This is a genomic window from Pseudomonas nabeulensis, assembly GCF_004682045.1.
GTDB classification, from domain to species: Bacteria; Pseudomonadota; Gammaproteobacteria; order Pseudomonadales; family Pseudomonadaceae; genus Aquipseudomonas; species Aquipseudomonas nabeulensis.
The window spans coordinates 1-25,081 of sequence record NZ_QUZT01000085.1 but is presented as its reverse complement, the minus strand read 5'-3'; the positions used below and the strand labels follow the sequence as shown (position 1 = coordinate 25,081).

18 protein-coding genes are annotated in these 25,081 nt (G+C 61.7%); 7 read left to right on the top strand and 11 right to left on the bottom strand.

Going from position 1 to position 25,081, the window contains the following annotated elements:
- Positions 1-523: 523 nt before the first annotated feature.
- Genes DYL61_RS28275 through DYL61_RS28265 form a run of 3 tightly spaced genes read right to left on the bottom strand, consistent with a single transcriptional unit; the run spans position 524 to position 3,025 of the window.
- Positions 524-1,240: an ABC transporter ATP-binding protein gene (locus DYL61_RS28275; protein WP_135311098.1), complete on the bottom strand. Its 717-nt coding sequence runs from the start codon at positions 1,238-1,240 to the stop codon at positions 524-526.
- Positions 1,237-2,058, bottom strand: coding sequence for an ABC transporter permease (locus DYL61_RS28270; protein ID WP_135311097.1), 822 nt, complete (start codon positions 2,056-2,058; stop codon positions 1,237-1,239). The genes DYL61_RS28275 and DYL61_RS28270 overlap by 4 nt, the downstream gene beginning before the upstream one ends.
- 10 nt (positions 2,059-2,068) lie before the next feature.
- Positions 2,069-3,025, bottom strand: coding sequence for an aliphatic sulfonate ABC transporter substrate-binding protein (locus DYL61_RS28265; protein WP_135311096.1), 957 nt, complete (start codon positions 3,023-3,025; stop codon positions 2,069-2,071).
- Positions 3,026-3,343: 318 nt separating this feature from the next.
- Between DYL61_RS28265 and DYL61_RS28260 the strand changes: the two genes are divergently transcribed.
- Positions 3,344-3,559 (top strand): TOBE domain-containing protein, encoded by a 216-nt coding sequence (locus tag DYL61_RS28260; RefSeq protein WP_003173733.1) that lies wholly within the window; start codon positions 3,344-3,346, stop codon positions 3,557-3,559.
- Positions 3,560-3,675: 116 nt separating this feature from the next.
- Here DYL61_RS28260 and DYL61_RS28255 read toward each other — a convergent pair whose 3' ends face one another.
- From DYL61_RS28255 to DYL61_RS28230, 6 genes are all read right to left on the bottom strand, one after another.
- A complete protein-coding gene (locus tag DYL61_RS28255) occupies positions 3,676-4,833 on the bottom strand; it encodes a MalY/PatB family protein (RefSeq protein ID WP_135311095.1) in 1,158 nt (385 codons plus the stop codon).
- A 77-nt stretch (positions 4,834-4,910) separates the two neighbouring features.
- Positions 4,911-6,161 carry an NAD(P)/FAD-dependent oxidoreductase gene (locus DYL61_RS28250; protein ID WP_135311094.1) on the bottom strand — a complete coding sequence of 417 codons (1,251 nt, stop codon included), beginning with the start codon at positions 6,159-6,161 and terminating at the stop codon, positions 4,911-4,913.
- A 3-nt stretch (positions 6,162-6,164) separates the two neighbouring features.
- Positions 6,165-7,736 (bottom strand): aldehyde dehydrogenase (NADP(+)), encoded by a 1,572-nt coding sequence (locus DYL61_RS28245; protein ID WP_135311093.1) that lies wholly within the window; start codon positions 7,734-7,736, stop codon positions 6,165-6,167.
- A 60-nt stretch (positions 7,737-7,796) separates the two neighbouring features.
- Positions 7,797-8,744, bottom strand: a complete 948-nt coding sequence (locus tag DYL61_RS28240; RefSeq protein ID WP_135311092.1) for a dihydrodipicolinate synthase family protein — start codon at positions 8,742-8,744, stop codon at positions 7,797-7,799.
- Positions 8,745-8,781: 37 nt separating this feature from the next.
- The gene (locus DYL61_RS28235; protein ID WP_135311091.1) at positions 8,782-9,708 is read right to left on the bottom strand and encodes a 4-hydroxyproline epimerase; all 927 of its coding nucleotides are present in this window, start codon (positions 9,706-9,708) and stop codon (positions 8,782-8,784) included.
- 14 nt (positions 9,709-9,722) lie between these two features.
- Entirely contained in the window at positions 9,723-11,348 is a 1,626-nt protein-coding gene (locus DYL61_RS28230; RefSeq protein ID WP_135311090.1) for an APC family permease, read from the bottom strand.
- Positions 11,349-11,536: 188 nt separating this feature from the next.
- Here DYL61_RS28230 and DYL61_RS28225 point away from each other — a divergent pair, with 188 nt between their 5' ends.
- Positions 11,537-12,286: an AraC family transcriptional regulator gene (locus tag DYL61_RS28225; protein ID WP_135311089.1), complete on the top strand. Its 750-nt coding sequence runs from the start codon at positions 11,537-11,539 to the stop codon at positions 12,284-12,286.
- Between the two features lie 404 nt (positions 12,287-12,690).
- Here the strand turns inward: DYL61_RS28225 and DYL61_RS28220 are convergent, their stop codons facing one another.
- Positions 12,691-17,886, bottom strand: a complete 5,196-nt coding sequence (locus DYL61_RS28220; RefSeq protein ID WP_135311088.1) for a dermonecrotic toxin domain-containing protein — start codon at positions 17,884-17,886, stop codon at positions 12,691-12,693.
- 246 nt (positions 17,887-18,132) lie between these two features.
- On the opposite strand from DYL61_RS28220, the gene DYL61_RS28215 reads away from it, so the two are divergent.
- The 3 genes from DYL61_RS28215 to DYL61_RS28205 all read left to right on the top strand — a co-directional run bounded on the left by DYL61_RS28215 (position 18,133) and on the right by DYL61_RS28205 (position 21,051).
- The gene (locus DYL61_RS28215; protein ID WP_135311087.1) at positions 18,133-18,897 is read left to right on the top strand and encodes an SDR family NAD(P)-dependent oxidoreductase; all 765 of its coding nucleotides are present in this window, start codon (positions 18,133-18,135) and stop codon (positions 18,895-18,897) included.
- Between the two features lie 82 nt (positions 18,898-18,979).
- A complete protein-coding gene (eutH, locus tag DYL61_RS28210) occupies positions 18,980-20,212 on the top strand; it encodes an ethanolamine utilization protein EutH (RefSeq protein ID WP_135311086.1) in 1,233 nt (410 codons plus the stop codon).
- A 17-nt stretch (positions 20,213-20,229) separates the two neighbouring features.
- Entirely contained in the window at positions 20,230-21,051 is an 822-nt protein-coding gene (locus DYL61_RS28205; RefSeq protein ID WP_135311085.1) for a helix-turn-helix transcriptional regulator, read from the top strand.
- Here the strand turns inward: DYL61_RS28205 and DYL61_RS28200 are convergent.
- Positions 21,017-21,937 (bottom strand): LysR family transcriptional regulator, encoded by a 921-nt coding sequence (locus tag DYL61_RS28200; RefSeq protein ID WP_135311084.1) that lies wholly within the window; start codon positions 21,935-21,937, stop codon positions 21,017-21,019. The genes DYL61_RS28205 and DYL61_RS28200 overlap by 35 nt on opposite strands.
- 108 nt (positions 21,938-22,045) lie before the next feature.
- On the opposite strand from DYL61_RS28200, the gene DYL61_RS28195 reads away from it, so the two are divergent.
- The gene (locus DYL61_RS28195) at positions 22,046-22,798 is read left to right on the top strand and encodes an SDR family NAD(P)-dependent oxidoreductase (RefSeq protein ID WP_135311083.1); all 753 of its coding nucleotides are present in this window, start codon (positions 22,046-22,048) and stop codon (positions 22,796-22,798) included.
- Between the two features lie 192 nt (positions 22,799-22,990).
- Complete coding sequence (gene treS, locus DYL61_RS28190; RefSeq protein WP_135311082.1) at positions 22,991-25,057, top strand: maltose alpha-D-glucosyltransferase; 2,067 nt, start codon at positions 22,991-22,993, stop codon at positions 25,055-25,057.
- The last annotated feature ends 24 nt before the right edge of the window (positions 25,058-25,081 follow it).

Genomic DNA, 25,081 nt, shown 5'->3' with positions numbered 1-25,081 from the left:
GCGCTGGGTGGCGAAGCCGCCCCAAATCCATCCACCGCATTCTGTCTGAAGCACCGCGATACCAGGGTTTAGGGCGGCTTCGCCCCCCAGCGCGGGGCAAGCCCGCTCACTACAGAAAGCCGCTCATCTGCTGTTTCCTGCAGGCTGACCCACCGCCATCGCGGGCAAGCCCACTCCCACAGTTGGACTTGTGCCGGGCCGAGGAACCAAATGCACCTCCAGCCCCCTGTGGGAGGGGGCTTGCCCCCGATGACTGAGTGCCAGCCGCCACATCTGCAAGCTGACCCACCGCCATCGCGGGCAAGCCCACTCCCACAGTTGGACTTGTGCCGGGCCGAGAAACCAAGCGCACCTTCAGTCCCCTGTGGGAGGGGGCTTGCCCCCGATGACTGAGTGTCAGCCGCCACATCTGCAAGCTGACCCACCGCCATCGCAGGCAAGCCCACTCCCACAGTTGGACTTGTGCCGGACCGAGGAACCCAGTGCACCTTCAGCCCCTCCCACAGTAGATCTGCTTTTGTCTCTAAATCACATGCGCCCGCTGCAACTCGGTCAGGGACAACGCCTTGAGCTGCGCCAGCAGCGGGTCCCGTCGATCCCTCGGGTGCGGCAACGGCACCGCCAATTCCTGGCGAATACTGCTCGGTCGGTTATCCATCACCAGCACCCGATCACTCAGGTACAGCGCCTCATCCACGTCATGGGTCACCAACAACAACGCGATGGTGTGGTGTTCGGCCAATTGCAGCAGCAAATCCTGCAACTTCATGCGGGTAAACGCATCCACCGCGCTGAACGGTTCATCCAGCAGCAACACCTGCGGGCGTGAATACAGGCCGCGAGCAATGGCCACCCGCTGCGCCATCCCGCCGGAGAGTGCCTTGGGCAGGGCCTGGGCAAAGCCCTTGAGACCGACTTCCTCGATTAACTGCGCGACCCAGGCCTTGTCGTAGTGGTTGTCATCGCTGAAACCGATGTTCTGTTCTACCGTCAGCCAAGGCATCAGGCGGGGTTCCTGGAACACAAACGCAACTTCGCCATCCGGGCTGCGCAACTCGCCCTGGAAGTCCTTTTCCAAGCCCGCGACGATGCGCAACAAGGTGCTTTTGCCACAGCCGCTCGGTCCCAGCAGGCTCACGGCTTCACGGGGCTGCAGTGACAGGCGCACCTCGCTCAACACGGTGGTGCTGGCAAAGCTTTTGCGCGCCACGTGAATATCCAACAAAGCCTGGGTACTCATTGTCCCGCCCCCTGAAAGGTATCGCGCCACGCCAGACAACGCCGTTCCAGTGCCGCGAGCAAGCCATCGCTGACTTTGCCCAGCAGCGCCAACACAATGATCGCCGCCAACACGATATCCGGCCGTGAGGTTTCCCGGCCATCACTGAGCAGGTAGCCCAAGCCCTTGGTCGCCGCAATCAACTCCGCTGCCACCAGGAACATCCAGGCCAGGCTCAAGCCACTGCGCAATCCGGTAAACAGGCCGGGCAGGGCGGCGGGCAACAGGATGCGGCGGACCAGCCGGCGTCGGCTGAAACCATACATTTGCCCAACCTCCACCAGCTTGCGGTCGATATCGCGTATCGCCGCGACGCCGTTGAGGTACACCGGAAAAAACGCACCAATCGCAATCAGCACAATCTTCGAGGTTTCGTCGATGCCCAGCCACAGCAGCAACAGCGGCACCCAGGCCAGGCTCGGGATCGAGCGCAGCCCGGCGAATGTAGGCTCCAGATAAGCCTCAGCCTCACGGCTCAAGCCCACCCAGGCGGCAAATACCAGTGCCAGGCTGGCGCCAATGGCAAAGCCCAGCAGCACCCGGCCGAGGCTGGCGCTGATGTGTTTCCACAGCGCGCCTTCGGCCAGTTGAGTGAGGGTGACGGCGATCTCGCTGGGTGCCGGCATTTGGTACGACGGCAGCCAACCCACGCGCACCACGGCCTCCAGGATCAACAGGATCAGCACCGGCACGACCAGGCCCTTGAGCCGTCGTGGCCACGCACTGCGGTTGACCGCCACCGGCGCGGGCAGGGGCAATGCTTGGGTTTTGCTGGTCATCATGGCCCCCTTACTTGCCGAACGAGGTATCGATCAACTGGTCGATCACCTGGTCCACATTCACCCCGCGACGCACCAGTTCCTCAGACACCAGGATCGGCGCAGCGGCCTTGGACGACACCACGTCCTGGCTATTCAAGAACGGCGTGCTCAGGTCGGTGCGCGACAGTTGCAGCTTGGCCACTTCCAGTGGCAGGCCGGACTCATCGGCCAGCAGTTTGGCGAACTCATCCGGGTGCTTCACGGCCCAGTCGCGGGCCTTTTCGTACGCGCCGATGACCTTGGTGATGGTCTGCGGATGTTCTTTGGCGAACTTCTCGGTGACGCTCACCACGCCGTAGCTGTTGAAGTCCTTGTTGCGGTACAGCAAGCGCGAACCGGCCTGGATCTCGCTGGCGGCCATATGTGGGTCGAGGCCGGCCCAGGCGTCCACGTCACCTTTTTCCAGGGCGGTACGGCCGTCTGGATGTTGCAGGTGCACCAGTTCCACATCGTCCTTTTTCAGCCCGGCCTGTTGCAGGCTACGCAGGGTGAACAGGTACGGATCGGTGCCCTTGGTGGCGGCGATTTTCTTGCCCTTGAGGTCGGTGACGGTTTTGAGCGGCGAGTCCTTGCGCACCACCAACGCAGTCCATTCGGCACGGCTATAGACGTACACCGACTTGATCGGGCTGCCGTTGGCACGGCTCAACACCGCCGACAGGCTGGCGGACGAAGCGAAGTCGACACCACCGCTATTAAGGTACTCCAGGGAACGGTTGCTGCCCTGGCTCAATACCCAACCGACCTTGGACTGTGGCAAGGCTTGCTCGAGCCAGCCGAAGTGTTTGAGCACCAGACTCACGGGAGAGTAATAGGCGTAATCCAGATTGACCTGCGCAGGGTCGGCGTCGGCGGCAAAGCCCTGGGGTTGCAGGCACAGGGCGAGGGCGCAGGCCCCCAGCAAGCGTTGGGTAAACGGTTTCATGGAACAGCTCCAGGCAAGGCGTTGAGAGAAGGCATTTCTTATATTCAGAAAACTAGTTGGCATGTTCCATCATGCATTTAAGGAATATGCAGTCTCTGTGCCACCTGACCTGGGTGCCTGTTTACTGGAGTTCAGCGGGTCGATGGTGTAGTGGGCAAGGGCAGATTGTTGAACCACTGTTGCCAGGGCAACACCTCGCATATGTGTTTATGGAATAAATAAAGAGTTATATATTCCTTTTAAGATTCGTGCGAATGACGCACTTTGAAGGCCTGCGCATTCGTGCGGATTGACCCAACAGCCAAAAGGAAAGCCGACATGACCATCAAAGCGATCAACGTGCGCAACCAGTTCAAGGGCGTCATCAAGGAAATATTGCTGGGGGAAGTGGTGTCTGAAATCGACGTGCAAACCGCGTCCGGTATCGTCACTTCGGTGATCACCACCCGTTCGGTGCGTGACCTGGAATTGAAAGTGGGCAGCGAAGTGATTGCCTTCGTGAAATCGACGGAAGTGTCCATCGCCAAGCTGTGAACTTAAGTCAAAGGTGGAGGGAGACGTGCTGTACCTGTGGCGAGGGAGCTTGCTCCCGCTGGGCCGCGAAGCGGCCCCAGCTCTTTGTTTTAAATGACTGGGACTGCTGCGCAGTCCTACGGGAGCAAGCTCCCTCGCCACAGTGCGTGCTCCATCCGTTGTAACCCTTCTTCCAGCAACGCCCGTGGGCAGCCGAAGTTCAGGCGCACAAATTGCTGGCTGTCATCGCCAAACTCGATGCCGGCACTCAAGCCGACCTTGGCCTGTTCCAGAAAGAACTGTTGCGGGTCGTCCAGGCCCAGCGCGCTGCAATCCAGCCAAGCCAGGAAGGTGCCTTGTGGCGCATGCATGACCACGCCCGGCAAGCGGGTTTGCACCGCCTCCAGCAGGTAGTCGCGGTTGGCTTGCAGGTACTGCACCAGCGCGTCGAGCCATTCGCCGCACTGGCTGTAGGCGGCGCGGGTGGCTTCCAGGCCCAGGGGGCTGACGCTGTCGACCATGCCGCAGCGCGCCTGGTTGAAGCGCTCGCGGATCTCGACGTTCTGGATCACCGCGAAGCACGTTTTCAAACCGGCGACGTTATAGGCCTTGCTCGCCGACATCAGGGTAATGGTGCGTTCGGCGATTTGCGGGCTGAGGCTGGCGGTGGGGATATGGCGGCGGCCGTCGAAGCACAGCTCGGCGTGAATCTCATCGCTGATGATCAGCGCGCCGTGTTCCAGGCAAGCGTTGGCCACGGCGAGCAATTCTTCACGGGGGAACACCTTGCCGATGGGGTTGTGCGGGTTGCTCAACAACAGCGCGCCGGCGCCCGTCAGGGCATCACGCAGTGCCGCCAGCGGCGTCTGGTATTCGCCGTTGACCCACTCGAAGGGCACCTCGACTTTCGGCAAGTTCCAGTGAGACGGGGCCAGGCGAATCGGGCGGTAGTTGGGGGTTTGCAGCACCACCGGTTGGCCAGGCTGCACAAACGCGTGCAGTGCCATGTTGAAGCCAGGCTCGACACCCGGCAGAAACAGCAGGTCTTCGGGTTGTACGCGCCACGCGTACTTGGCCCACAGGTCGGCGACGATGGCTTCACGCACATCCGCACCGGCCACGCTATAGCCGAGAATCTGCTGGTCGAGGCGCTCGCGCAGGGCCTGCAGTACGGCGGGTGGGGCAGCGAAATCCATGTCGGCGATCCACATCGGCAACACGTCCGGCGGGTAACGGTTCCACTTGGTGCTGCCGGTGTTGAGGCGAGGGTGGATCGTGTCGAAATCAAAGCTCATGGTGGGCTCGTATCAGGGAGGCGGGCGCAAGAATGGCGCTGATTCTAGCGCCATTTGTTGAAAGGGTGGCAGCGGCTTCAGAAGCGGTCCAGGCGATATGGGCCGAGGGCCGGCAGGCCCGCACCGGTACGCTGCGAGTCTTGCAGGTGCCCGACCATTTCTGCCGTCAGCGCCGCCTGCGTCAACCCCAGGTGCTGATGCCCAAACGCGAGCAGTACTTTCCCCTCACACACCCGGTCGATAATCGGCAGGGAGTCCGGCAGTGATGGCCGAAACCCCATCCAAGGCGTTGCATCCTGTTGGCTCAAGTCCTCACGAAACAGCCCCTGGCTCAGTCGATGCAATTGCCAGGCGCGCTGCATGTTCGCCGGGCGTTCCAGGCCAGCGAACTCCACCGTGCCCGCCAGGCGCAGGCCGCCCGCCATGGGGGTCATGATGAACTTGCGCTCCAGCGACGTGACCGCGAAGGGCAGGCGCTGGTGTTCGTGGGGCAGCATCAAGTGGTAGCCACGCTCAGTGTCCAGCGGCACCTTTTTGCCGGTGAGTGAATGGGTGAGCTTGGCCGAATGAGCGCCGCAGGCGATCAACACCTGGCGGGCACGGAAGGCGCCCAGATCGGTGCTCAGCACCACGCCCTGTGGGTCAACGCGGCCCTCGTGTACCCGGCGCTGGATGAATTGCACACCACTGGCCTTGGCGGCAGTCACCAGTTCGCACACTGCCTGATACGGATCGAGAAAGTGTCCGGTCGCCGGAAAAAACAGCCCGCCCAAGAGCCTGTCGCTGAGCTGCGGCGCCACTTCACGTATCGCTTCACCCGACCAGAACGCCACCGGCACCTGCTGTTGCTGCATGCGCTGTTGCAACGCATCGAGGGCCGCACGGGATTGCGCCCGCTCAAACACCAGCAGCGAGCCGTCCTCACGCAATAAATCCGGCCGCTCGATGCTGTGCAGCAGGCGCTGCCACGCGCCCAGGCTGCCTTCGTTCAAGGCGCGAATACCCCCCACTGTGCGCTGGTAGCTTGCGGGGCGCAGGTTTAGCAGCAGGCGCACAAACCAGGGCAGGGCGCGGGGCAGGTATTTCCAATCCAGGCGCAACGGGCCCATGGGGTCCAGCAACATGCCGGGCAGGCGCTTGAGGATCGACACATCGGCAATGGGAAACACTTGCTCGGTGGCCAGGTGCCCGGCGTTGCCATACGACGCCCCCATGCCTGGTTCCTGCGCGTCCAGCACCACCACGCGCTGGCCTTGACGCGCCAGTTGCAAGGCACAGGCGACGCCGACAATACCGGCGCCAACCACTACGATATCGGGATCGGACATGGCCTAGGCCTCTCTCTGGCCATCAAGCAAGCGCCGCAGCAATAAGGGGTTGCCGTGCTGCAACGCGCCGGGCAGCAAGGCGTCGGGGAAGTCCTGGTAGCACACCGGGCGCAGGAATCGATAGATCGCCGCCGTGCCCACCGAGGTACTGCGTGAGTCAGAGGTGGCGGGGAACGGTCCGCCGTGGACCATCGCGTCACTGACTTCCACTCCGGTGGGCCAGCCGTTGACCAGCAAGCGACCGGCCTTGCGCTCCAGCACCGGCAGCAGCGCCTTGGCGCTGGCCAGGTCGGCGGCGTCCAGATGCAGGGTCGCGGTCAGTTGGCCTTCCAGATGCTCGGAGACGCGGCGAACCTCATCTGCGTCGGCACATGCCACCATCAACGACGCCGAACCGAAGACTTCGGCTTGTAAGTGCGCGTTGCTCAAAAAGTCTTGGGCCTGGGTGACGAACACATGCGCCTGGCCCTGGTTCGGGCCTTCTGCCGCCTGGCCTGTAGCCGCAACGCGAGCGTGTTTGCTCAAGGCGCGCACGCCCTCATCGTAGGCACTGTGAATGCCAGGGGTGAGCATGGTTTGTGCCGCGCAGCCAGGCAGGTGTTCGCTGATGGTACGGGTGAACCGGTCAAGTGCTGCCCCTTGGATTGCAATCACCAAGCCCGGGTTGGTGCAGAACTGCCCGGCGCCCTGGGTCAACGACGCCACGAAGCCTTGGGCCAGCGCTTCTGCCCGCGCTTCAAGCGCAGCGGGAAACAGGTACACCGGGTTGATCGAACTCATTTCCGCATACACCGGAATCGGCTCTGGGCGTGCCTGTGCTGCCTGGGTCAGGGCGATACCGCCGGCGCGTGAACCGGTAAAGCCTACGGCCTTGATCCGCGGGTCGGTGACCAGTGCAATGCCGACTTCGCGACCCGAACCGTACAACAGCGAAAACACGCCTTCGGGCAGTCCGCATGCCTTGACCGCTTGCGCCACTGCACGGCCCACCAGCTCACTGGTGCCAGGGTGGGCACCATGGGCCTTGACCACTACGGGGCAACCGGCGGCCAGCGCCGACGCGGTATCGCCGCCGGCGACCGAGAACGCCAGCGGGAAGTTACTGGCGCCGAACACGGCGACCGGGCCCAGTGCGATATGGCGTTGACGCAGGTCTGGCCGGGGCAGGGGCTGGCGTTCAGGTTGCGCGGTATCGACGCGCACATCCAGCCATTCACCCGCACGCACGGTACGGGCGAAGGTTCGCAACTGCCCGCACGTACGGCCGCGCTCGCCCTGGATACGCGCACGTGGCAGGCCGGTTTCGGCCACGGCACGGTCGATCAATTCATCGCCCAGTGCTTCGATTTGCGTGCCGATGGTTTCAAGAAACGTGGCGCGGGCCTCCAGTGAGGTCTCGCGGTAGGTATCGAAAGCTGTCCACGCCAGTGCACAGGCGTGCGCGACATGCTCGCTGTTGCCGCCCAGGTAGGCCGGCTCCAACGCTGCGTGGGTGGCGGGATTGATGGCCCGGATCGCTTCGCGATTGCCGGAAAGGGATTGCTGACCGATCAGCATCTTGCCCGTCAGAGTCATGGGATCGTCCTGGGTAAAAGAGGGGGTGGCCGCTGCGTAAACCGCAGCGGCGCGGGTACATCAGTCGACGTTCTGCTCCGCCGACCAGTTGGCGTACCACTGACGGAACAGCGTGTACTGCTGCTCGGCATAGTTGCGCTGGGCATCGCTGAGCACATCGGTCTCATTGAAGTGCAGGGCGTATTCCTGATCGCCGTTGAGCACCATCAGATGCTTGTAGTACAGCACCAGGTCGCAGCCTTCATCGAACGACGACAGCACCGCCAGCGCGGCCTCCAGCTCACGGGCCTGGCGGCGTGCCTTGGCATCGCCCTTGGCGGCCTTCTTGCTCAGGGCCACCAGTTGCAGTACCTCGCGGGGCAGGGCGTTGCCGATGCCGGTGATGGCGCCAGTGGCGTTGCAGTTGACGAAGCCGTGCACCACTTGGGTGTCGACGCCGACCATCAGGGTCACGTTATCGTCCTGGGACGTGATGTGTTCGGCGGCGTAGCGCAGGTCGGCACCGCCGCCGAACTCCTTGAAGCCGATCAGGTTCGGGTGTTCGCGGCGCAGTTCGAAGAACAGGTCGGCGCGGGTGGCAAAGCCGTAGTACGGGCTGTTGTAGATCACCGCCGGCAGATTTGGCGCGGCCTTGAGGATCGCCGAGAAATGTGCCTTTTGTGCGGTAGCCGATGCGCCGCGGGACAGCACGCGGGGGATCACCATCAAGCCATGGGCGCCGACCTTGGCCGCGTGGGCCGCATGGGCCACCGCTTCACGGCTGTTCACCGCACCGGTGCCGACGATGGTCGGCACGCCCGCCGCCACCAGGCGTGCCACGCCTTCCTGGCGTTCGGCCTCGGTGAGCAGCGGCCAGTCGCCCATGGAACCGCAATACACCACGGCGCTCATGCCGGCGTCGATCAGTTGGCGCCCCTTGGCCACCAGCTTGTCGAAGTCCGGTTTGCGCTGCGGGGTGCACGGGGTCATCAGGGCCGGGATGCAACCGGTGAAGATGTTGTCGCTCATTGTTCTAACTCCTTGGAACGTTCAAGTGGATGGGGACTTAGATGCCCCAGGCGAATGGGTCCTGGTCGTCGATCAGCAAGGTGCTGTCGGCGGTCATGTAGGCGCGGCCGGTGATGAATGGGCGGACGCGTTCGCCGTCCCATTCATAACGACCTTCGAATTGGCTGCCGGTGATGCTGGCCTGGATCCAGGTTTCACCGGGCGCGAGTTTGCCGTCGGCGGCCAGGCACGCCAGCTTGGCGCTGGTGCCGGTGCCGCAAGGGGAGCGGTCGTAGGCTTTGCCGGGGCACATCACGAAGTTGCGGCTGTCGGCGTGGGCGTCGTCGGCGAACAGTTCGATATGGTCGATCAGCGCGCCGTCGGCACCGTGGATGCCTTGGTCTTCCAGGGCCTTGAGCATCGCCCAGGTGTAGTCGGTGAGGGCGTCGACGTTGCTCATCTGCAAGGTTTTGCCGTGGTCCGAAACCAGGAAGAACCAGTTGCCGCCCCAGGCAATATCGCCCTGAACCTCACCGTGACCGGGGACGCGCACGCTGACGTGTTGGCGATAACGGTAAGAGGGCACGTTGCCCAACGTCACGGCGCCGTCTTCGTGCAACGTGGCCGAAACAGGTCCAACCGGCGTGTCGATCGTGTGCACGCCGGGCTGGATCCGCCCCAGGTGATGCAGTGACGCCACCAAACCGATGGTGCCGTGGCCGCACATGCCCAGGTAACCGGCGTTGTTGAAAAAGATTACGCCGCAGGTCGCCCCCGCGGTGACGGGCGCGCAGTACAGCGCGCCCACCAGCACATCGTTGCCGCGAGGTTCCAGCAGGCAGGCGCGACGCCATTGGTCGTGGTCGGTGCGCAGGCTGTGCAATTGGTCGGCGATGGTGGCGCCGGTCAGTTCAGGGAAGCCGTCGAGCACCAGGCGCGTGGGTTCGCCGCCAGTGTGGGAGTCGATCACATGCAGTCGCTTCATAAAACGCTCCAAAATCAGTGGGTGGCGGGTGTCAGTGGGGCGCCGGTATGGGGCTCGTCGACGGCTTCGCTTTCATCGGCCTCATGCTCCAGGCGAACCAGATGGGCGGGTACACCGGTCGCCGCGCCCCAGTAGTAGATGCCTAGTGCGCAGACAGCGACGACCACGGTGTCGAACGGATGGCTGATTACGCCGATGCCACCAAAGCTGCCGAGTTTGGACAGCAGGATGGTCACTGCGTAAAAACCGATCAGCCACGCCGACGAGCGCACTTGTTGCTTGAGATTGAGGTGCGCGGTGGGCACCCAGCGGGCGCACAACAGGTACACCACAAACATCAGGATTTGCAGGCCAAGCAGCCACGACACCGTGCTCCAGCCGGACCAGTACACGATCAGCGCGGCGATGATGAACGACAGCGGGCCCAGCACTGTCATGCCCTTGACCCGGAACGGGCGCGCCATGTCCGGTGCATTTCGGCGCAGCGCGGCAACAGTCACCGGGGCCACGGCGTAGCTGAGGATCAGCGCGGCGGACACCACATTGATCAGCGCTTCCCAGGACGGAAACGGCAGCGTCCAGAACACCGACAAACCAAAGGTCAGCCACAGCGCCGGGCGTGGGATGCCGGACTTCTCATCGATGCGCGTGAAAATCTTGAAGAACGTGCCGGTCTGCGCCCAGCCGTACACCACACGCGGTGTGGCGTTCATGTAGATATTGCCGCAGCCGCTGGGGGAGATCACTGCGTCGGCCACCACCAGGTAGGCCAACCAGCCCACGCCCAACGCCAGGGCGATATCGCGATAGGGCAACGCCAGTTCCTTGCTGATCCCGGCCCAGCCATTGGCGAGCATTTCGGTGGGCACGCCACCCAGGAATGCGGTTTGCAGCAACACGTAAATCGCCGTAGAGAGCAGCACCGAGAGGATCAGCGCGATGGGAATCGTACGCTGAGGGTTCTTCACTTCACTGGCCACGGAGATGATCGGCGTCAGGCCCAGGTAAGCAAAAATCACCCCGCCGGCCGACACCGCCATCTCAATGCCCGAGAGGCCGAATGGCGCAAAACCATGCATCTGGAAATTGGCCGGCTTGAAGAAGGTGAACAGCACGCCAATCACCAGCAGCGGCACGATGAACTTGAACACGCTGACCAGGTTATTGGCGATGGCGAAGGTCTTGACGCTGCGGTAGTTGAGGATGAAGAACACACAGAGCAGGCCGAATTGCACCAGCCAGCCCAGGGTCGTCGGGTCGCTGGAACCGGCCTTGGTCAGCTCGGGAAACCACGCCGCTGCGTATTGGCGCGAGGCGACCACCTCAATGGCCACCAGGCTGGAAAATGCGATCAGCGTGATAAAGCCCATCAGGTAACCCAGCAACGGCCCGTGGGAGTACACCGGGTAACGCACCACGCCACCGGCGCGGGGTAATGCAGCGCCCAGTTCGCAGTAGACAATGCCCAATAGCAGCACCGCGAAACCACCGATCAGCCAGGAGATAATCCCGGCAGGACCGGCGATGGCCGACACGTGGCTGGCCGCGAATAACCAGCCGGAACCGAAGATGGCCCCCAACCCGATAAAGGTGAGGTCCATCAATGAAAGCTGTTTCTTGAATTTGCCTTGACCTGACATAGCGTCGCCTTCTTGTGAGTTATTGGATAGGCATGCAGTGGCCCTAGAGTGAACTCGCGGAAGACGGCGCGATTGATGTTTTTTACCGGCAGTGATGACGAAATCAGCACAGTTTGCGTCGCTCGACAGCGGTTATGGCATGGTGCAATCTGCTACGCGTCGAGGGTTCAGCGAGGGGATAGACAGCCATGATGCACAGCGTGTTTGCGACCCTTTGCCGAGGGAGCGAGAGCATCGAGCAGTTGATGACCGGCGTGGCGCAGTTGTTGCCGATGCTCGACGTGATCCCCAATGCGGCGATCTTTATCAAGGACACCCAGGCGCGCTATCTGCTCGCCAACCGCACCCTGGTGCAGCGCTGTGGGTTGAAACAGCTGCAACCGCTGCTGGGCAAGACCAGCGCCGAAGTGTTTCCCGCACAGTTGGGCCCCGGCTATACCGAGCAGGACCGGCGTGTGCTGGAGGAGGGGTATGTACTGGAGGACCAGCTAGAGCTGCACCTCTACGGCACCCGCGAGCGCGGTTGGTGCCTCACCCACAAATGGCCGTTGTACAACCATAAGGGCGCGATCATCGGCCTGGCGGGCATCTCGGTGGACCTGCAAACCGCCAGCGAAACCCACCCGGCGTACCAACGCTTGGCAGCCGTCGACGCGCATATCCGCGCCCATTTCAATCGCCGCGTGACTTTGAGTGAGCTGACGCGCATTGCCGGGATTTCAGTGGCGCAGCTGGAGCGTTATTGCAAGCGCGTGTTCCATCTGACGCCTCGGCAGATGATTCAGAAAGTGCGGCTGGAACATGCGCATCGGCTGTTGCACACCGATATGCCGATTACCGAGGTCGCGTTGCAGTGCGGGTATACCGACCACAGTGCGTTTACCCGGCAGTTCAAAGCCTCGACCGGCTTCACTCCCCGGCAGTATCGCGAAGCCTGAAGCTGATGCGATACGGAGTGTGGGAGGGGGCTTGCTCCCAAATGTGGGAGGGGGCTTGCCCCCGATAGCGGTCTCTCTGAGTACATATCCGTTATTTGGGTAACGGCGGCTTATGGTTCCGCCCTTACGGCGGCTCACTTTTGAAGAGCGCAAAAGTAACCAAAACGCTTCGCCCCACCACTCGGCGGCTCGCCTAGGCTCGGCGTTCCCTCACTCCGGCTTGAATCCGTGGGCCGCCGTCATGGGCCATCCATGGCCCAGGATGGCTAACCCGGCGTCCTGCCGGGTTACCCACGGATTCAAGCCTGCGTTCGGCCAGCGTGGTTTAACGGGGCGACTAAGATCAAGATCAAAAGCCAAAGCCAAAGCCAAAGCCAAAGTAGAGCAGCGACATACCCAGGTCCCTAGTCGGCGGCGGCGTCAAACACTTCTTTGGACGCTGTTTGGTCAAGCACTCCTCTGCCAGTGCCACTCACTAATTTAACCGTCCCATCCGGGTGGATATCGACGCCGCTTGAGTTCGCCATAACCACTTTTACGCCGGGTTTTTTGAGGATATCCAAAAACGGTTGCTTGCCGTTGTGCTCCTGGCCCAAAACGCGGCCCATTCCGAAATTGGATGGGGTGTCGACACCGGCGACGAAAACGACCTTGCCTCCCTTGGCCAGGGAATGGTCGAGTTTGGCCAGTAGTGAATGGATGTTCCCGTTCAGACCTCCTTCCAGCAGGCTGCCGTTCAAATGCATCAACGTGCGTGTTTGATAGACACCGTCCTTAAGATCGGAAAGTACGGCCAGCGCCGAACAATGGGTCAAGTTACGCGTCGAGAGTATTGTGGTCAGGTCTCCAACGGTTTCGGAGAACCCCATCCAGACGTTGATCATTTCCGCCGGGGGTAACGGCCGCGGCACCGGAACAACAGGCGCCACCGCTTTGGGTTCGGTTTTGTAGCCGTGGGAATAGGGCTCTTTCGGCTCACGAATCAGCGCATCCAGCCATTGCTTGTTCGTGGGGCTCATGGCTGGGTCTGCGCCGGTTCGGATCACCCAGCCGTCTGCGGCCCATTTACTCATGGTTTGCTGCAGCTTCTGGGTGTATTCGGACGCTGGGCAAGCGATGCCTGCCCACGGGTCGACCACCCACGCGTCTGCCCACTGCGGCTCGGTGAAGTTGATGCTGCCCGTGGGCTTTACCGACGGGCCGCCGACCACGGTGAACGCGTGGCTGTCGCCGGCGAACCATTCGTAGGCAGGGCCACCGCTGTTGATGATGGTTTCCCGTGAAAGCGCTGCCATTTCTCCGCAATTTCCGGCACCGGATTTTACAAGCGTCTTTCCCGACAGCAGTGCGCGCGGGTTGCGGGTTTCGCGAAGCCAATTGATCACACTGATGGCGGCGTCTGCTCGTGCCTGGTCTGCTGCCGAACGCACTACGTTGCCGGGCCCAAGTCCGGTGGCTTGCATGTCTTTTTGTACCGCTTGCAGGGCCTGCTCTGCGTAGAACCGGTTCTGCTGTGCCTGCGTAAGTTCGTTGAAATTGGCGGGTCTGACCAATGTGCGCACTTCCCTAGGGTGCAATGCAATCTGGGCCTTGCCGGTCGCGCCGCGCTGCTGCAACTGGTAGGCGACTTCGCGTTTTTGTTCGGCGGTCATGTCGGCGCAGCGGGCTTTGAGCGCGTCGACATCGGCTTTGGCATAGCCAGCCTTTTCCAGGTCCTTGTACACCTCCTCAAGTTTGGGGAGGGCAACGAATGTATTGTCCATCGCTGTACCCGTTGGCGACTGGCGTACGTACAGTTTGTTGCGATAGCTTTTGGCGAGGGCTACGTCGAAATCCCGTGGCGTACATTTCAAAAATACCGCGTCAGGGTGTTTCAGGTTGTCCAGTTTCGCGTAATAGAACTCCCCCACGTCGGCCTCAACTACCAGGTATTTGGTGGCGTCGCCTGGGGTCGGGCTGGCAACGACCACACCGCGCACATCACGGCTGTCGTTGCACAGGTCACTGATGGGGCCGAGTTTGACCACACGGGTTTCCGTGTCAATGAAGGGATTGCTGGCGCCGTCGTAAAAGCCGAAATTCTTGTCGTTGACCACGCTGCCGCGTATGGCGCTTTTGTAGGTGACGGGCTCTTTGCGGGGGACCGAGACCAGTTTTTCACCATTGACCTTGTATAGGCGCCGTTCAAATACGCTGAAGCGATCTCGCTTTAGCAGTTGTTTGGCGCTCGGGTACAGACGCACATGCTCAAGGGCTTGCAGCTCTTGTTGCAGTTCCCCTTGCACGTCATCGACGGTGCGTGCAAAGCAGGCATCACTGGCGCCACGCTTGACCCTGCCAGAAGACGGCACGGGGCAATAGGCTTCGAATTGATCCAGTTCCTTGTATTCATCCGTGGCTTGCAGGTCGTTCATCACGCCCGGTGTCTTGGGATCGTAGCGATACACCCGGTCATCATCGATCACATCGAAACCATTGGCACAAGGCAGGGTGTAGGCGCCTTCCGAAAGTGGGGTCTCGGTGGTCAAGGCCCGGGTACCGTCGGCGAATGTCTCGGTACGCAGTGCAACGGTGGGCCTGACTGTCTGGCGAGTGATAGTTGGAGACGCGGGTGACGATTCAAACGGCAGCGCGAAAGAATCCTCGGCAACGCCTTCGTTCGCCCCCGTGACGGCGAACAACGTATTGACTGCGCCGTCAATGGCCGCCGAGACACCGTGCTGGCGCTCTATGGACGTATCGCCGGACGCAGCTTTCTCGGTGCCCAGCGCAAATTCGGCGAGGCCCGTGCCTGCGGCGACCGCCAGCACTACGGGCTCTCCAGCCGGCGCAAACTTGGCCAGCAGGCCCGCCGCGGCAGTCATGTCGTTCAGCCAGGTATCGCGGGTGATTTCGCTGTTGGACTTGATGGTCACATCTGCGTCGCTGGTCATGCGTTCTTCGGCAACGTCGGTCATGGCGCTGAACACATCACCTCTTATCTTTATATCCGCATCATCGATAACCACATGCTCCCGGTTGCTCCAATAGCCGAGGCCGATGTTTTTCAGGGCGGTGTCCACCCCTCGGCCGGTCGTCTGACTGCGGCCGAAGAACACGCCGACATCCCGCCAGAAGCTGTCGTCATCCTGGCGGTCGACAAGGCGAAAGTGCGACGCAAAGCGCTTGCGTTTTTCGGGATCGTTGCCTTGTTCTGCAATCCACTGATCCATTTGCGCGACGGAATTGAAACTGAGAAATGCCGGCTGATGACCGGGGATATACAGAATCTGCTGCCCACCCTTGAGCTTGTTCAGGCGCAGGATGTCGCTGGAAAGGGCGCCGTTGATAACCAGTGCATGCACGGAGGCATGGGACGCCTCGACGGGCGCTTCGGCCCTTAATTGGTCGAGGGTCAGCGGTTGCGTTTCATTCAGTGGCAAGTTGGCAGCCACCGCCGACAGGATATGGCGGTAGTCTTCCCGCGTCAGTCGGTGTTCCATTGGGATTTCTTGTCGTTCTGCGGGCGTCGCACTTTCGTAAGCCTTGAGTTGTTGGCGTGCCTGGTTGACGAATTCACCTTTGAGCGTGGCGCGATAGTCGAGGTTGTGGTGTTCCCAGAACGCTTCCAGTTGTTGTGTGAACCGGGCCTGAAAATCGGTATTCAATGCGGCCTTCATCAACTGCGAGGGCGCCAGGGGAAACTGGTTATGGGCGCCGTAGCCCGCTTTGCCATGGCCTTTGCCAACGGTGTACAGGCCCGAGAGCAAGTCCAGGTCGCCGGGAACCCGATCCTTTTCGTTGAAGTTTTTCAACAGCGCGTCCGGTAGCGCGAGGGACGAAGAGGGTTCCTGATCAGTGTGCTCCCAGCCGGTCGCTGTGGGGGCTGAAGTGGCTGTACCTTCAAAGCGGTTGAGAAAAATCTTGTCCGCGTCCACGGTCTGGCCGGTTTGCTCGAGGATGATCTTTTCTGCCCACTTTTTGGCTTCATTGCGTAACACCGGCAGGGCCTGGCCGGTGGTGAGCATCAGTTGGAGGTAGCGCTCCTTTTCACGGGTGGCTCGGGCTGTTGCTGCTGCGACCTTGTTCAGCGCTGCGTAGTGCGCGGTTGCAAGATGTTCATGTCGTTCAAGGGACTTGAGTGAGCGTGAGGTCAGTTGCGCGGCTGTGTCGGGGGCAGGGAAGTCAAAGCCGCCCTGGGCCTTCAAGGTGGCGAGCCTTGCTTCGCCGGGGTTGGGGGCTTCGCCATAAAACGCGCCGATCTGATCGGGTGTGGCGGTGAATCCCGGATTGCCTACCGGGCGAGCGAGCTGTTGCTCCGGCCCGGGAGCGATCACCTTCGCAGCGGCGATCAACGGGCTGGAAAGGGAGCGCCAGCCGGAATCATCATCCAGGGTGAACTGTTTGGTCTGGCCCTTGACGTTGGCCGACAGGATACCCGTCGTCGGGGTAATGACCACTGTAGCCGGGTCGATACCTTGGTCGCGCATCCATTGCGACACCACCGGTTGCTCCAGGTGGGAGCGGTAGAGCGTCAGCCAGGCACCCATCACCGAATGTGGGGGGACCTCGATACGCGGCGCCAGGAAGGGTTGCGGTTGCTGCTGTAACGCGCGGCGGTAGCCTTCGGCGAGCGAGGCGTCTGCAAGCAGCATGTTTGGGTTGCCGCTCGTTTCCTGTTGAAGATTGAGTAACTCGTCCCGGGTAGCCGGCAGGGGCCTGCCGGTGGCATGGAGGAACTGTGCAAGGCTGGTCGTGGTGCCCGCCGGGCTATGGTGCGCCTGGCTATAGGAGGAGCCTGGGCTGAGTGGCATCCGGGTGTCTTCAAGCGCCTGCTGCAGGGTTTGCTCGTTGAGTTGCCCTTCATTCATGCGGCCGATCAGGACCTGTAGCTGGTTACCCAACTGTTGACGGTCGTACGTATCACCGACGAGTCGCTGGTGCGTGCGTAGGGTGCGCAGGCCACGGGCTTTGTCGGACTTGACGCGTTGGCGCGAGGTGACTGGCGTGAAGGTTCTGTCGCGCCCCAGGGCGGCAACGACGTCGGGGTCGTTGCGGTCCACGTCGTAGAAAGCAAGGACGGTCGCGAGCGGCAGTGTGGTCTTGTAGCTGTCGGCGGTACTCAGCCAGCGGTTTTGGTTGCTGTCGATAAGGACGGCGGCAGCCATGGCCAGACCAAGAATTGCCGGTTGCTCTGCACTGCCCGTGTACTTTATTTCTCTATGTTGGTCGAGCGTGTACCAGCTGATTCTGTTGTCGCCAGGGTGAAAACGGACGCCGTTAGCCCGGTTCTCGTAGATAAAATCCTTGAATGCAGGACTCTGTACCGCCCGTTTGAATTGTTCGAACCACAAACCCAGGGTCGATTGCGGCGCAATGTGCAGCGGTTTGTCGTTGTGCCTGCAAAGCAGCGCCTTATGGACCTCGACGGCCAGTTCGCTGTCTGCTTTCGCGATGGCGGCACGGGTGTCAGGCCCAGGTTGTTTGTTCTCGTCACGGGGGGGCGTGGGGACCCAATGATAGGTGCCCTTGGTTCGCGCAGATGTAGGATCAAGGGATGGACCACGGATATCGTCCGAGATTGGTATGAATGTGTGTTTTGACGACAGGGAGATGCTCATGGGTTCGCCCTCTTACTCAGCTATGGAATGCGTACGCCAGTCGATGGCAACACCGGCAATGCGCTAGGTGAGTGGCGGCGGGGGGAGGGCGGTTCCCAAGTCGTGTTAGAGCAGGGCACTGCGCATACCACCTGTAGCACTGGCATAAGGCGTTCAAAATCAGCGGCGTATACCGCCCGATATATGGACGCATCCACCGCCTGCCTTTAGCGTGAAACCTCAGTCGTCAAACACGAGGAGACACCCATGGGGCGTTTAGCCGGTAAGGTTGCATTGATCAGTGGCGGGGCAGGCGGTTGTGGCCTGGCGGTATCCCAGTTGTTTGCCAGGGAGGGCGCCAAGGTCGCGATCCTGGACTTGCCCAGCAGCGACGGTGAAGCCGTCGCCGCGCACATCAATGCCGAGGGCGGCACCGCGTATTTCCTGCCGACGGACGTCTCGATAGCCGATCAAGTGCACCGTTCGGTGCGGCTCGCCGAACAGCGCTTTGGCGCAATCACCGTATTGATGAACCACGCCGGCACCATTGCTGCCGGGCCGTTCCTGGAAACCGCCGAAGCGGACTGGGACCGCTTGATGAGCATCAACGTCAAAAGCATGTTCCTCGTCACCCAGGCCGTGCTGCCTGGCATGCTCGAAGCGGGCGGTGGCAGCGTTATTTCTACTTCGTCCATCTCCGCCGTGGCCGGTACGCCGATGGAAGTCTTGTACTGCACCACCAAAGGCGCCTGCCATATGTTTGCGCGGGCGATTGCGGTGGAGTTCCGCGACCGCAATATCCGCAGCAACGCCATTTGCCCGGGGTTTATCGCTACGGCTCACGGCAAGCGCGAACTGGATTTGCTGCGCGGCCTGGGCGTGGATGCCTCCGACGCGGCGATCAGCGCCATGCAAGGCCGCCTGTGCGAGCCGTCTGAAGTGGCCAAGGCCGCGTTGTTCCTGGCCAGCGACGACGCCAGCTTCGTCAATGGCGCCCACCTGTTTGTCGACAACGGTTACACCGCACTCTGAGTCAGATAACTGACCGCCAATAAGAACAACTTCTGCAACACCCATCTGCCCAACAATAACTTTCTAAAAAGCAGAGGCTGCAATGGAACATATAGGCACGTATGTCATTTACGTCATCATGGTGTGCGCCGTCATCGGTGGGCTGGCCTCGGTCTTTCGCGCCGAATCGGAATTGGCCAAGGAATTCAACGCCGGCATCCACAGCATCGGGCCGATCTTTTTGCCCGTCGCGGGCATCATGGCCGCCATCCCGTTTATCGCCAGCTTTATCACTCAGCTGCTCGCACCGATCTTCCTGGCGATGGGCTCGGACGCCGGCATTGCCGGGCCGATCTTCATCGCCGCCGACCTGGGCGGCTATCAACTGGCCCATGCGCTGTCGCAAAGCCCGGAAGGCTGGATTCTCGGCCTGATCACCGGGTTTCAGTCCGGCTCCACGGTGATCTTCGTGATCCCGGTTGGCCTGGCGATGCTGGCCAAGGCCGATCACAAATACATGGCGTTGGGCATCATGGCGGGTCTGCTGAGCATTCCCATCAGCATCATCATGATTGCCATGGGCATCGAGTTGCTCGGGCTCGGTGTACGCCCGGACATCGCGACCTTTGGCGCGCCCACCCAGGCCTTGCATTTCGACCTGAGCATGCTGGTGCGCAACCTGATGCCGTTGATCCTGTTCTGCTGTGCCCTGGCTGCCGCGTTGCGCTACCTGCCCAACCTGATGGTGCAGATTTTCCTGCGCCTGGGCCAAGTGGTGTATGGCGCGGTGACGTTGGTGCTGGTGGCGTCCATCGTCGAGTACTTCACCGGTTTTTTCAGTTCGGTGTTCGGCACCTGGGGTTTTGCGCCGATCATCGCCGACAAGGAAGACCAGTTCCGCGCGCTGGAGATCGCCGGTTACGTGGGCATCATGCTGTGTGGTGCGTTCCCGATGGTGTATCTGATCAAGCGTTTCCTCTCGCGTCCCATCGAAAAGGCGGCGGCGTTGCTCGGCCTGTCCGCGGTAGGCGCTGCGGGCTTGCTGGCGGCCTCGGCGAATATCCTCGCGATGTTCCGCCTGGTAGCCGACATGCCGCCCAAGGACAAGGTCTTGGTCATCGCCTTTTCGGTGTGTGCCGCGTTCACCTTTGGTGACCACCTGGCCTATTCCGCGAATTTCCAGCCCTCGCTGATACTGCCGCTGATTATCGGTAAACTCGGCGGCGGCCTGCTCGGCATGGCACTTGCTTATTGGTTGGCGGTGCCCAAGGCCCTCGAACTCGGGGAGCAAGACCGCAGGGAGCGGTTGCCGGTGGGCACAGCCGAATTGACCTGACAATAAGCGTGGCAACCATGAGAGACGCAGACGCGAAGATGCTCTCGACCCTGATCGGTGCCGTGGGCACCGATCGTTTGGGCGCGTGCATCGATACAGCGCTGAGAAGCACCCTGGCCTTCGAGATGAGTTGCGGCTACCTGTTTCGCTTCAACCAGTCGCCGCTGTTGATCCACAACGGCTATAACCGCTCGGTGCCGGAAAACACCCTCTGCGCCTACCTGCGCGGCGGTTACTTGCTGGACCCGTTCTACGTGGCCTGCATCAACGATCACCCGGCGGGTGTGTGGCGCATGAGCGACCTGGCACCTGACTGTTTCTTCTCCTCGGGCTTTGCCATTTCCCCGGACCTGCACCCCTGCGTGTCCTCCGAACATGGCACGCAGATCGAAGAAATCGGCTTTATCGTGCCGGTGCAGCCGCGCGTCGCAGTGGTGTATTCGCTGATGCGCACCCTCAAGCATGGCGCGTTCCTGTCCAGCGAAATCAAGGCCCTGGAAACCCTGGCACCGGTGATCAGCGCCTTGTTGGAATTGCATTGCCGGCTCAGGCACAGCGATTTCTATTCCAGCGCGCAAAACTCCGATGCGCGCTCCGAGGATGCGTTTGTGCACATCCTGCAAGGGCAACTCACCGAAACCCAGCGTTATATCGCCAAGCTGATCCTGCAGGGCCACAGCAATCACTCGATTGCGGCGGTGCTGAATATCTCCGAAGGCACCGTGAAGGTGCATAAACACAACATCTACCAGCGGCTCGACATCTCCACCAACGCCGAGCTGTTTCGCTTGTTTATCGGCTACCTCACCGGGCCGGCCAGCGCCACGCTGGTTGGCTGAGATGCTCGGCAAAAAAGTCGGACAGGGCTTTGATCTTCATCGGCCGGCTGCGGGCGGAGGGCGTGACGAAATACAGCCCGCCCTTGGCCATGTTCCATTCCGGCAGAAGCACTTCCAGGCGCCCGTCGGCCAGGTATTCGCTGGCGATAAATTCCGGTAGCTCCGCAATGGCCAAGCCTTCGAGCAGCACCGGCAACAGGGCCTCGGAGTTGGTCACGCGCAAAGGGCCGTTGGGGGTCACATCTTCTTCACGGCCGTCGTCATGGGTAAACCGCCAGACCTGGCTGCGCGCACGATAGGCATAGCTCAGGCAGGGCCGGTTGCTGAGTTCCCGAGGATGGGCAGGGCGCCCGTTTGCCTGGAGATAGCCGGGCGCGGCGACCAGGTATTGGGTGACACCGCACAGGCGTCGCGCCACCAGCGACGAGTCGGGCAGGGTGGCGATACGCAGGGCGGCGTCAAAGCCTTCGGCGATCAGATCCACCGAGGCGTCCGACAGATGCAAATCCACTGTCAGCTCCGGGTATTGCTCGATCAGCCTGGGCAGCAGCGGCGCGACCCAGCGCACACCAAAGGCCATCGGCACCGCCAACCGCACATGCCCGCGTGGCTGCACCGACAGTTCACGGGCGGCGCTTTCCACCTCTTCGGCCTGGCGATACACCTCGCCGGCCCGGGCCGCCATGCTGATACCGAACTCGGTCAACGCCAGTTGCCGTGACGTGCGGTTGAACAGCCGCCCACCCAGGCGCTCCTCCAGACGCGCCACCGCCCGCGACACCGTGGGCACCGACACCCCCATCAGCCGTGCCGCCGCCGCGAACGAACCTTCCTCTGCCACTTTGGCAAACATGGCCAAGCCTTCGAAATCCGGGAGTTTGCTCATTTCAAATCTGCAACGATGAGTTTCAGATGATTCTATTTTGAAAGTTGCGCGCCGTCGATATGCTTCTCCCACACCGCAACAACTGACTTAACAGCTGAGGAACACATCATGGCTCGCAAACTTGAAGGCAAAATCGCACTGGTCACCGGCGGCACCACTGGCATCGGCCTGGCCACCGCCCAACGCTTCGCCGCGGAAGGCGCCCACGTCTACATCACCGGCCGCCGCCGCGTCGAACTCGACGCCGCCGTCGCCCTGGTCGGCAACGCTACCGGCGTGCAGGTGGACTCGACCCAACTGAACCAACTGGATGCGCTCTACGAACAGATCCAAGGCACCCACGGCCACCTCGACGTGTTATTCGCCAACGCCGGTGGCGGTTCGATGCTGCCCCTGGGTGAAATCACCGAAGACCATTTCGACGCAACCTTCGACCGCAACGTCAAAAGCGTGCTGTTCACCGTGCAAAAAGCCTTGCCGCTGTTGGCGAAGAACGCCTCGGTGATCCTCACCGGCTCCACCGCCGCCAGTGCCGGCACTCCAGCGTTCAGCGTGTATGCCGCGTCAAAAGCCGCCGTGCGCTCCTTTGCGCGCAACTGGATCCTCGACCTCAAAGACCGTCACGTACGCATCAACACCATCAGCCCCGGCGCCACCCGCACCCCAGGCCTGGTTGACCTGGCCGGCCCCGACGCCGCGCAACAGCAGGGCTTGCTCGACTACCTGGCTTCGCAGATCCCGATGGGCCGCGTGGGTGAACCGGAAGAAATCGCGGCTGCGGCACTGTTCCTGGCGTCGGATGATGCGAGTTTCGTCAACGGCATCGAGTTGTTTGTGGATGGGGGCCAGCAGCAAGTCTGAACCGGGTCACTTGTGGCGAGGGAGCTTGCTCCCGTTGGATTGCGCAGCAATCCCAGTCTAAAAAACTGGGGCCGCTTCGCAGCCCAGCGGGAGCAAGCTCCCTCGCCACAGTTACATTGCAATGCAACGAATGCCCCCCCACACCCCTCCTATGTCTACACGCTACTTTTCACGACCACGGGGACTGGGCTTATGACGGCGGCAGACAACAACCATGTGAACTGGCTGGTGGAACAATCGATGCTCTACGCAGCACGCCAGCGCGCCAGGCTTTATGCGGGCCAGGGCCGGTTGTGGCAGCAACCGTACGCGCAGACCCGGCCACGGGATGCCACGGCCTTATCGTCGGTGTGGTTTACCGCGTACCCGGCTTCGATTGTGACGCGCGAGGGTGGCACTGTACTGGAGGCGTTGGGCGATGAGGGCCTGTGGCATACGCTGTCGAAAATCGGTATCCAGGGCATTCACAACGGCCCGCTGAAAAAGTCCGGCGGGTTGAGCGGCACCCGGCACACGCCGACCATCGACGGTAATTTCGACCGTATCAGCTTCGACATCGACCCTGAATTGGGTACCGAAGCCCAGTTGCAGGCCATGACCCGCATGGCCGCTGCACACAATGCGGTGGTTATCGATGATGTGATCCCGTCCCACACCGGCAAGGGCGCGGACTTCCGCTTGGCCGAGATGGCGTACGAGGATTATCCCGGCCTGTACCACATGGTAGAAATCCGCGAGGAAGACTGGCCGCTGTTGCCGGACGTCGCCGAGGGTCGCGATGCGCAGAACCTCAGCCCATTGCAGGTCGATGCCTTGCGCGACAAGCACTACATCGTCGGGCAACTGCAACGGGTGATCTTTTTCGAACCTGGCGTGAAGGAAACCGACTGGAGCGCTACACCCGTCGTGATCGGCGTAGACGGCAAGCCACGTCGCTGGGTATACCTGCATTACTTCAAGGAAGGCCAGCCGTCGCTGAACTGGCTGGACCCGACGTTCGCCGCGCAGCAGATGATCATCGGCGATGCGTTGCATGCCATTGACGTGATGGGCGCGAAGATCCTGCGCCTCGATGCCAATGGCTTTCTTGGCGTGGAGCGCAAGCTGGATGGCACGGCCTGGTCGGAGAGCCATCCGCTGTCAATCACCGGCAACCAGTTGATCGGTGGCGCGATTCGCAAGGCGGGCGGGTTCAGCTTCCAGGAGTTGAACCTCACGGTGGACGATATCGCTGCCATGTCCCACGGCGGCGCGGACCTGTCCTATGACTTCATCACGCGCCCGGCCTACCAGCACGCGTTGCTGATGGGCGACACCGAGTTCCTGCGCCTGATGCTGCGCCAGATGCACAGCCTGGGCATCGACCCGGGGTCGCTGATCCATGCCTTGCAGAACCACGATGAACTGACCCTGGAGCTTGTGCACTTCTGGACGCTGCACGCCAACGACAGCTTCCTGTACCAGGGCCAGACCTTCCCCGGCAATATCCTGCGCGAACACATCCGCGAGCAGATGTACGAGCGCCTGGCCGGCGAGCATGCGCCGTACAACCTCAAGTTCGTGACCAACGGGGTGTCGTGCACCACTGCCAGCATCATCACGGCGGCGCTGGGGATTCGCGACCTGGAGGCGATTACGTCGGCGGATATCCAGCAGATTCGCCAGATTCATCTGCTGTTGGTGATGTACAACGCCATGCAACCGGGGGTGTTCGCCTTGTCTGGCTGGGACCTGGTAGGCGCGCTGCCGTTGGCTGCCGACGAGGTGGCGCATTTGATGCAGGACGGCGACACCCGCTGGATTCACCGTGGCGCCTACGACCTGGTGGACTTGAACACAGAGGCCGAACACTCTGCCGGGCACATGCCCCGTGCCAGAACGCTCTACGGCAGCCTCAACAGCCAACTGCAAGACCCGGATTCCTTTGCCTCGCAACTGCAAAAAATCCTCGCCGTACGCCGCGCCTACGACATTGCCGCCAGCCGCCAGATCCTGGTGCCGGACGTGCAGCATCCGGGGTTGTTGGTGATGGTGCACGAATTGCCGGCGGGCAAGGGCACCCAGATCACCGCGCTGAATTTCGGCGCTGCGCCGATCACCGAGACCTTGCACCTGCCGGACGTTGCCGCCGGGTTGGTGGTGGACATCATCAATGAGCGGGTCGAAGGGGATTTGACGGCGGAGGGGGAGTTCACCATCACGCTGGATGCCTATGAGGGGCTGGCCTTACGCGTGGTCAGCAGCACACCAATGCTGTGACCTGTGGGATGGGGCAAGCCCTAA